Here is a 6,654-nt window from a genome sequence, read left to right on the forward strand (position 1 = left end):
GCTCCTGATGGCGTGGGAGCTTTATGCCGCCTATTCCGGCATCAGGGCCACGATACTGCCGGCGCCGTCACGCGTCTTCGAGCAAGCGATGCTCAATCGCGAGGCGCTGGCCGACAATGCCGTTCCGACCATCCGTTCCACGCTTCTTGTCTTTGCCTGTTCGCTCAGCGCCGCCTTCGTGCTGTCGATGCTGGTCGACTTCTTCCAGCCGCTGCGGCGTGCGTTGTTTCCCGTCTTCATCGTCAGCCAGACCTTGCCGCTGGTGGCGGTCGCGCCGCTGGTGGTGCTGTGGTTCGGCTTCGGGCTGGCGCCCAAGATCATGCTGGTGGCGCTGGTCACCTTCTTTCCGATGCTGGTCGCATTGGTCGAAGGCTATGAGGCGACCGAGGCCGAGATCGGGCAAATGCTGCGCGCCATGGGGGCAGGGCGCTGGCGCATCTTCCTGCTCGCGCGACTGCCTTCGGCGCTGCCTTACTTCTTTGCCGGGTTGAGGATCTCCATCACCTATGCGGTGGTCGGCGCCATCTTCGCCGAGTATGCCGGTGCCGCAAAGGGACTGGGCATCTACATGCTCAATGCCAAGAACAATTTCCGTCCTGATCTGGTTCTTGCCGCCGTCGGTGTCAGCGCGGCGCTGACCCTTGTCCTGTTCGGGTTGACCGTGTTGCTGCAGCGTCTTGCCATGCCCTGGGAGCGAGCCGGCAGGGAAACTGCCGGGAAGGGGGCCTGGCGATGAGCCGGCTCGAACTGCGGCATGTGCACAAGGCGTTCGGTGGGCTCGACGTGCTGGCCGATATTTCGCTCAGCGTCGGCGCTGGTGAGTTCGTCTCGATCCTTGGACCCTCGGGTGCCGGCAAGTCGACGCTGTTCCAGCTTCTGACCGGCGCCGAGCATGGCGAGGGCGAGATGTTGTTCGACGGCGCGCGGCTCGACGACCACGGAAGGCACTTCGCCTTCATGCCGCAGCGCGACGCGCTGATGCCATGGCGGCGCATCCTCGACAACACGACGCTCGGGCTCGAAGTGCAAGGTATGAGGAGACAGGCGGCGCGGGCGCGCGTTGCGCCGTTGTTTGCCGAATTCGGGCTTGCCGGCTTCGAGCGGCATTTTCCCGCGCAGCTGTCCGGCGGCATGCGCCAGCGCGCGGCCTTGCTGCGCACCGTGGTGCAGGAGCGCGACATGCTCCTGCTCGACGAGCCGTTCGGCGCGCTCGATGCGCTGACCCGCACCGCCATGCAGCGCTGGCTCGAACAGATGTGGCGGCATCATCGCTGGACGGCGCTCTTGATCACCCATGACGTGCGCGAAGCCGTGTTCCTGTCCGACCGCATCTATGTGCTGTCGGCGCGCCCGGCCCGCATCGTGCGTGAAATCAGGGTGCCGTTGCCGCGCCCGCGCAGCCTTGGCGGCGATGCCGCGCGCCAGGCAAGCGCGCTCGAGGCCGAAATCCTCGACATCATCCTCAACCCCAATCCATCCAAAGGACACGATCATGACTGACTTGACGCGTCGGCAGGCCTTGTTGCTGACCCTTGCCACCGGCCTTCCCTTGATTGCCGGGACGGGTCGGGCTCGAGCACAATCGGCGGCACAAAAGGTCACCGTCGCCCTCGACTGGACGGTCAATACCAACCACATCGGACTGTTCGTCGCCCGCGACAAAGGGTTTTATCGCGAAGCCGGGCTCGAGGTCGACATCCTGCCCTACAGCGATACCGGTGCGGGCACGCTGGTCGCAAACCGCGTCGCCGATTTCGGCATCAACGGCACCATCAGCCTGTTCACCCAGAGAACCGCCGGGGCGGATCTGAAGGGCGTCTATGCGGTGGTGCAATCCGAAACAGGCCGCGTGGTCTTCAATGCGGCACGCAACGAGATCAAAAGCCCAAGAAGCCTCGACGGCTTGATCTATGGCGGCTTCGGCAGTGCCTGGGAAAACGCGCTGATATCGACCATCATCCGCCACGACGGCGGCAAGGGCAATTTCGAGACGGTGACGCTCGGCACCTCAGCCTATGAGGCGCTGGCCAATGGGTCGGTCGATTTCACGCTCGAAGTCTCGACCTGGGAGGGTGTCGAAGCCGAACTCAGGGGCGTCAAACAGCGCAGCTTCGTCTATGCCGATTATGGCGTGCCTGACGAGCACACGACGCTGATCTCTTCGAGCGAAGCCTATCTCCAGGCCAATCCCAAGCCTGCGGCCGACTTCGTTCAGGCGACGCGACGCGGCTACCAGTTCGCTGTCGACCACCCCGACGATGCGGCAACCCTGCTGATCGCTGCAAACAAGGATGCCTTGACCAATCCGGCGCTGATCCACGCCTCGCTGAAGGCATTGATCGACGGCCATTATCTACGCAGCCAAAGCGGGGCCATCGGGGCGATGGATCCGGCCAAGATGGAAGCGATTGGCGACTATCTCTTCGCCTCCGGCATTTTGCGCGATTCCGACGGCAAGCTGGTTGCTCGACGCCCGGATTTCGGGAGCTATTTCCGCAACGACTATCTGAGCTAGTCTGGCAAAACCAAATGACATGGGTCGTCAGTCTTTCTGGGCGACCGCGTGGAGCAGGTCGTCTGGAAGTGGCGCCCTGGCTCCCCGACAGCCAGTTTAAGACCGATCTGATCTTGTTGATTAACTGCCCGGCAATGGTTGCGTGCAAAGGTCGCCCTGAGGGATCATTGGGGTGTTTGCATTGCTGATATCAAAAAGCGAGGCGCTTTCGCACGTGAGTGACGGCACGATTCTGTCCGCAGCCCGAAAGCGTGAGATCCTGGTGGATTTGCGCGAAGGTTTCTTTCGGATCTGCGCGCTGGCCTTCGCGGGCATGTTCGTCTACCGCGGCGTGTATCACCTGATGCTCGACCCGACGCGCATCAATGTGGCGCTGGTGGCGATTTCCGAGATCCTGACCTTTACCTGGCTGCTTCTGTCGCGTCGGCCGAAGGTTCGCGACTGGAACCCGCTCACGGTGGTTGTCTCCGTGATCGCCAGCTTCGGTGTCGGTTTCATCGACCTGGAGTCGGGCGTGGCCATCATCCCGGTCCATGTTGCGGCGCCGCTGCAGGCCCTGGCGTTGGGGTTCGTGATCTGGGGAAAGATATCGCTGGGGCGTTCTTTCGCCATTCTGCCGGGCAATCGCGGCGTGATGACAGGCGGTGCCTACCGCCTGGTACGGCATCCGATCTATGCCGGCTATCTTGCCGGCCATGTCCTGTTCCTGCTATCGGCCTTTTCCTTCTACAATCTAGCTGTCTACGCGGTGATCACCTTCTTCCAGGTGCACCGCATCCTGCGTGAAGAGGCGCTGCTGGCCGTCACGCCGGAGTATCGGGACTATATGAAGCGCGTCCACTACAGGCTGTTCTACGGCGTCGTTTGACAAGCGCCCCGGCGCGCAGCAACCACACTGGCAACGTTGATCGTCAATAGACCTGCGCATTGTTTGTGCAAACTAATATTACAACTTTATTATTTCAGAAATTTTGAGATATATATACCACACTTCAATTTCAGTATTCTCTCTGTGAAGCTGAAACTCACTACCTCGCGTAATTGCTTCTGCAATCGGCTTCTCGCCATCTCCGGCCGATCGGAAAGCCCGCCACACTGGTGGGCTTTCTGCGGTCCACAGGCGTGCCGGAATTAAATTCTGGTTGCCATCACCTGGATGGCTGTTCTGTTGCTGGCGTGACTTCTTCCGCGCGATGCCCGCCACAATCGCGGAACGGTAGGCCTTTGGAGCGCTCGTCTTTTGAACATCGCAGCTGCGACGTTCAATCCTACGGCGCCGGCTCCTATGGCGGCGGCGGCCTTGGGCTCGTGCTGCTCATTGTCATCGTGCTTGTCGTACTCGGGCGCATCTAGCCGAGTTATCGCCAACTGATCGCAATCTCGTGAGCGCCCCAATGTCGGCGTGCACCGGATTGTGATGCAGGCAAGCCGGCTTGTGATCCTGCACTCTGCAAAACTTTCGTATGGTCATTGCGGTCCACACCCCCCCCCGTGGAAACAAGAGGAGAGGGTCCCACCCCTTGTCCTCCTCCAAGGCCCGCTCCGGTTCACCGTAGCGGGCTTTTGCTTGCTGGCGAGGGAAAACCGGCTCGCATCAAACCCTATGGGCGAGGCGTTCAGATACTGGCGCCAGTCGACTACTCCATGTCAGGCACGTCACCGCTGACGAAGAGCGTGTTCGGCGGACCATATTCGCCCAGCGTCGGATCGGCCTCACGGCTCCAGGCGATGACGCCGGAATGCTTTGCCGTCAGAGCCCTGGCGGTGCGTATGGCGCGATCCTCGCTCTGCTGGTCGGCGGGTCCAAAGGCTGGGAACAACTCGCCATCCTCACCGCGATCGAACGCGACCACGACGATCAGCCTGGGATTTTTCTGGCCACTGGAATCGGACATCTTGCACCTTTGGCGCAGAACCTATCACATTGCTCGGGGTTGAAGGCCGCGAATCGATGAATGCCGACTTTGGGGAGTGGCATCGTGCAAGATCAGCGTTTCGATGAGCCGGTCAGGATTGCGCTCGGCCGATCGCGAAACTCGATCTTCAACGTGGAGCGGGTCGCTCAGGCTGCCGACATCCTGCTGAACCGCTGGCCGGTTGCGACCGGGCAAAAGCATATGGTTGCCCGCAAGGCCTGTCTGGCCGTGCTCGAGGGAAAGAAAGAAGTCTCGGCGGCAAGAGCGGCGTTCATCAACGCCGCTATCGAGGCGGACATCCTCGTCGAACCGCGTGAGGTGTCGATCCCGTAGCCTGCCCCTGGTGAAATTGAATCAGGATCTGGCTCCATCCCCTTGATGTAGCCTCTTTTTGGCGATCGCCGACCGGCTTTTCAGGGCTATTGACCTGCCTCTCGGCACGCCCTGCACGGTTATCCCGCACATTTCGCTGCCTGTTGGTCAGTCTTCGGCATCTGTTGACATAGCATCCGGGCCTCGGTATTGAACAGGATTATACAGGTTCATTGAACAGGTACCCTTATGAAGCGGCGCGCGGTTCAACTGTCTCCCGGCACGGGCAAGCCCGAGCAGATCGCCACCGTCCTCGAACATGAGATCCGTTCCGGCGTCCTCGGTTTCGGCGACCGCCTTCAAAGCGAGAACGAACTCGTCCAGCGCTTCTCCGTTAGCCGCAATACGGTCCGCAAAGGCCTCGAGGAACTGTCCAGCCGCGGGCTGATCACGACCAAGGTTGGTATCGGCTCGTTCGTCACCTTCGACGGCAAGCCGGTCGACGACTCGATCGGCTGGTCGCGCGCGCTGGCCGATGCCGGCGCCAATGCCGAGACGCGGACGCTGCGGCTGGAGGTCATCGAAGACCCCGATCTGGCTGCGCTGCTTGGCATCGAAAGCCCGTTCTTCATCGCCGTCGACCGGGTGCGCACCAACGCCAGCGACGGCCATGCGATCTCCATCGAGCGCAGCCGGTTGCCATTGTCCTCCGAGCTCGAGGACGTACCGTTGCGCGGATTGCGCGAGGGCTCGCTGCACCAGACGCTGCGCGTCGCCGGCCTCATTCCCGACCATGGCGAGGAATGGGTCGAGATCGAGATGCTCAATGCCGAGGATGCGGCCATCCTCGGCTGCCCGCAAGGCACGCCTTTCCTGCGTGGCCGCCGGCTGACGCGCGCCGCCGACGACCGGCCGATCGAGTACGTCACCAGCCTGCTCAATCCGGCGCATTTTGCGCTGCATATGAGGTTCTGAGCGATGTCGGATGCAACCAGCAAGGCTATTGACCGCGCCATGGGGGCGCTTGTCGGCGGAGCGCTGGGCGATGCGCTCGGCATGCCGACGCAGCTTTTGTCGCCGGTTCGCATTGCCGAACTTTACGGCCATGTCGAGGATTTCATCGAGCCTTTCCCGGATCATCCGGTGTCGAAGGGACTGGCCGCTGGCACCATCACCGACGATACCGAGCAGGCGTTGCTGCTCGGCCGCATCCTGGTCGAATCCGGCGACCGTTTCGACCATGCGCGCTGGGTCAATGCGCTGCTCGACTGGGAACGCGAGGTTAAGGCGCGTGGCAGCTATGACCTTTTGGGGCCATCGACCAAACGCGCCATCGACGCCATCAACAATGGTGTGCCGGCTGAGGAAGCGGGGCGCAGCGGCGACACCAATGGTGCGGCGATGCGTATCGCGCCGGTCGGCATCATGATGCCGCTCGAACCGTTGGAAGGGTTCGTCGGCAAGGTGGCTGAGACCTGCCGGGCCACGCACAACACCTCGATTGCCATCGCCTCCGCCGCTGCCGTTGCGGCAGCCGTCAGCCGCGGCGTCGCCGGCGGTGGCTGGCGCGACGCTTCCGCCAGCGCGGTCGCGGCGGCGAGGCGAGGGGCGGCACTCGGACATTGGGTGACCGGCGGCGACATCGCCGCGCGCATCGTCTGGGCGCAAGACATCGTACACGGCAAGGCGATCAGGGATGCGATCCGGCTGATCACCGATCTGGTTGGCACCGGCGTCGCCAGCCAGGAATCCGTTCCGGCGGCCTTCGCCGTGCTGGAAGTCGCGCGTGGCGACCCATGGCAAGCAGCCGTCATCAGCGCCAATCTCGGCGGCGACACCGATACGATCGGCGCCATCGCTGCCGGCATGGCCGGCGCCTGCAGCGGTTTTTCCCGATTGCCGCAACAGCAT

General features: G+C 62.4%; 9 protein-coding genes. 8 read left to right on the plus strand and 1 reads right to left on the minus strand.

Annotated features, from left to right (window positions below; genetic code table 11):
- The 5 genes from EN991_RS18175 to EN991_RS18195 form a co-directional block, all read left to right on the plus strand.
- Positions 1 to 736 (plus strand): ABC transporter permease (locus EN991_RS18175; protein WP_245460997.1); only part of this gene is annotated, 736 nt, incomplete at its 5' end.
- Entirely contained in the window at positions 733 to 1,500 is a 768-nt protein-coding gene (locus EN991_RS18180; protein ID WP_063168554.1) for an ABC transporter ATP-binding protein, read from the plus strand. The genes EN991_RS18175 and EN991_RS18180, both read left to right, overlap by 4 nt.
- Positions 1,493 to 2,515 carry an ABC transporter substrate-binding protein gene (locus EN991_RS18185; protein ID WP_127369256.1) on the plus strand — a complete coding sequence of 341 codons (1,023 nt, stop codon included), beginning with the start codon at positions 1,493 to 1,495 and terminating at the stop codon, positions 2,513 to 2,515. Before EN991_RS18180 ends, EN991_RS18185 begins: the two co-directional genes overlap by 8 nt.
- A gap of 214 nt (positions 2,516 to 2,729) precedes the next feature.
- Complete coding sequence (locus tag EN991_RS18190) at positions 2,730 to 3,383, plus strand: isoprenylcysteine carboxylmethyltransferase family protein (protein ID WP_245460998.1); 654 nt, start codon at positions 2,730 to 2,732, stop codon at positions 3,381 to 3,383.
- Between the two features lie 308 nt (positions 3,384 to 3,691).
- A complete protein-coding gene (locus EN991_RS18195; RefSeq protein ID WP_245460999.1) occupies positions 3,692 to 3,868 on the plus strand; it encodes a DUF3309 family protein in 177 nt (58 codons plus the stop codon).
- Positions 3,869 to 4,152: 284 nt separating this feature from the next.
- On the opposite strand, the gene EN991_RS18200 is transcribed toward EN991_RS18195, so the two are convergent.
- Positions 4,153 to 4,410 carry a hypothetical protein gene (locus tag EN991_RS18200; RefSeq protein ID WP_013530800.1) on the minus strand — a complete coding sequence of 86 codons (258 nt, stop codon included), beginning with the start codon at positions 4,408 to 4,410 and terminating at the stop codon, positions 4,153 to 4,155.
- Between the two features lie 84 nt (positions 4,411 to 4,494).
- Between EN991_RS18200 and EN991_RS18205 the strand changes: the two genes are divergently transcribed.
- From EN991_RS18205 to EN991_RS18215, 3 genes are all read left to right on the plus strand, one after another.
- Positions 4,495 to 4,764, plus strand: coding sequence for a DUF982 domain-containing protein (locus EN991_RS18205; RefSeq protein WP_013530801.1), 270 nt, complete (start codon positions 4,495 to 4,497; stop codon positions 4,762 to 4,764).
- Between the two features lie 228 nt (positions 4,765 to 4,992).
- Positions 4,993 to 5,718, plus strand: a complete 726-nt coding sequence (locus tag EN991_RS18210; RefSeq protein WP_013530802.1) for a GntR family transcriptional regulator — start codon at positions 4,993 to 4,995, stop codon at positions 5,716 to 5,718.
- Between the two features lie 3 nt (positions 5,719 to 5,721).
- The coding region (locus EN991_RS18215; protein ID WP_164769166.1) for an ADP-ribosylglycohydrolase family protein at positions 5,722 to 6,654 on the plus strand (933 nt) is incomplete at its 3' end.

The sequence above is a fragment of the Mesorhizobium sp. M7A.F.Ca.US.005.03.2.1 genome (genome assembly GCF_003997795.1).
Lineage (GTDB): Bacteria > Pseudomonadota > Alphaproteobacteria > Rhizobiales > Rhizobiaceae > Mesorhizobium > Mesorhizobium ciceri.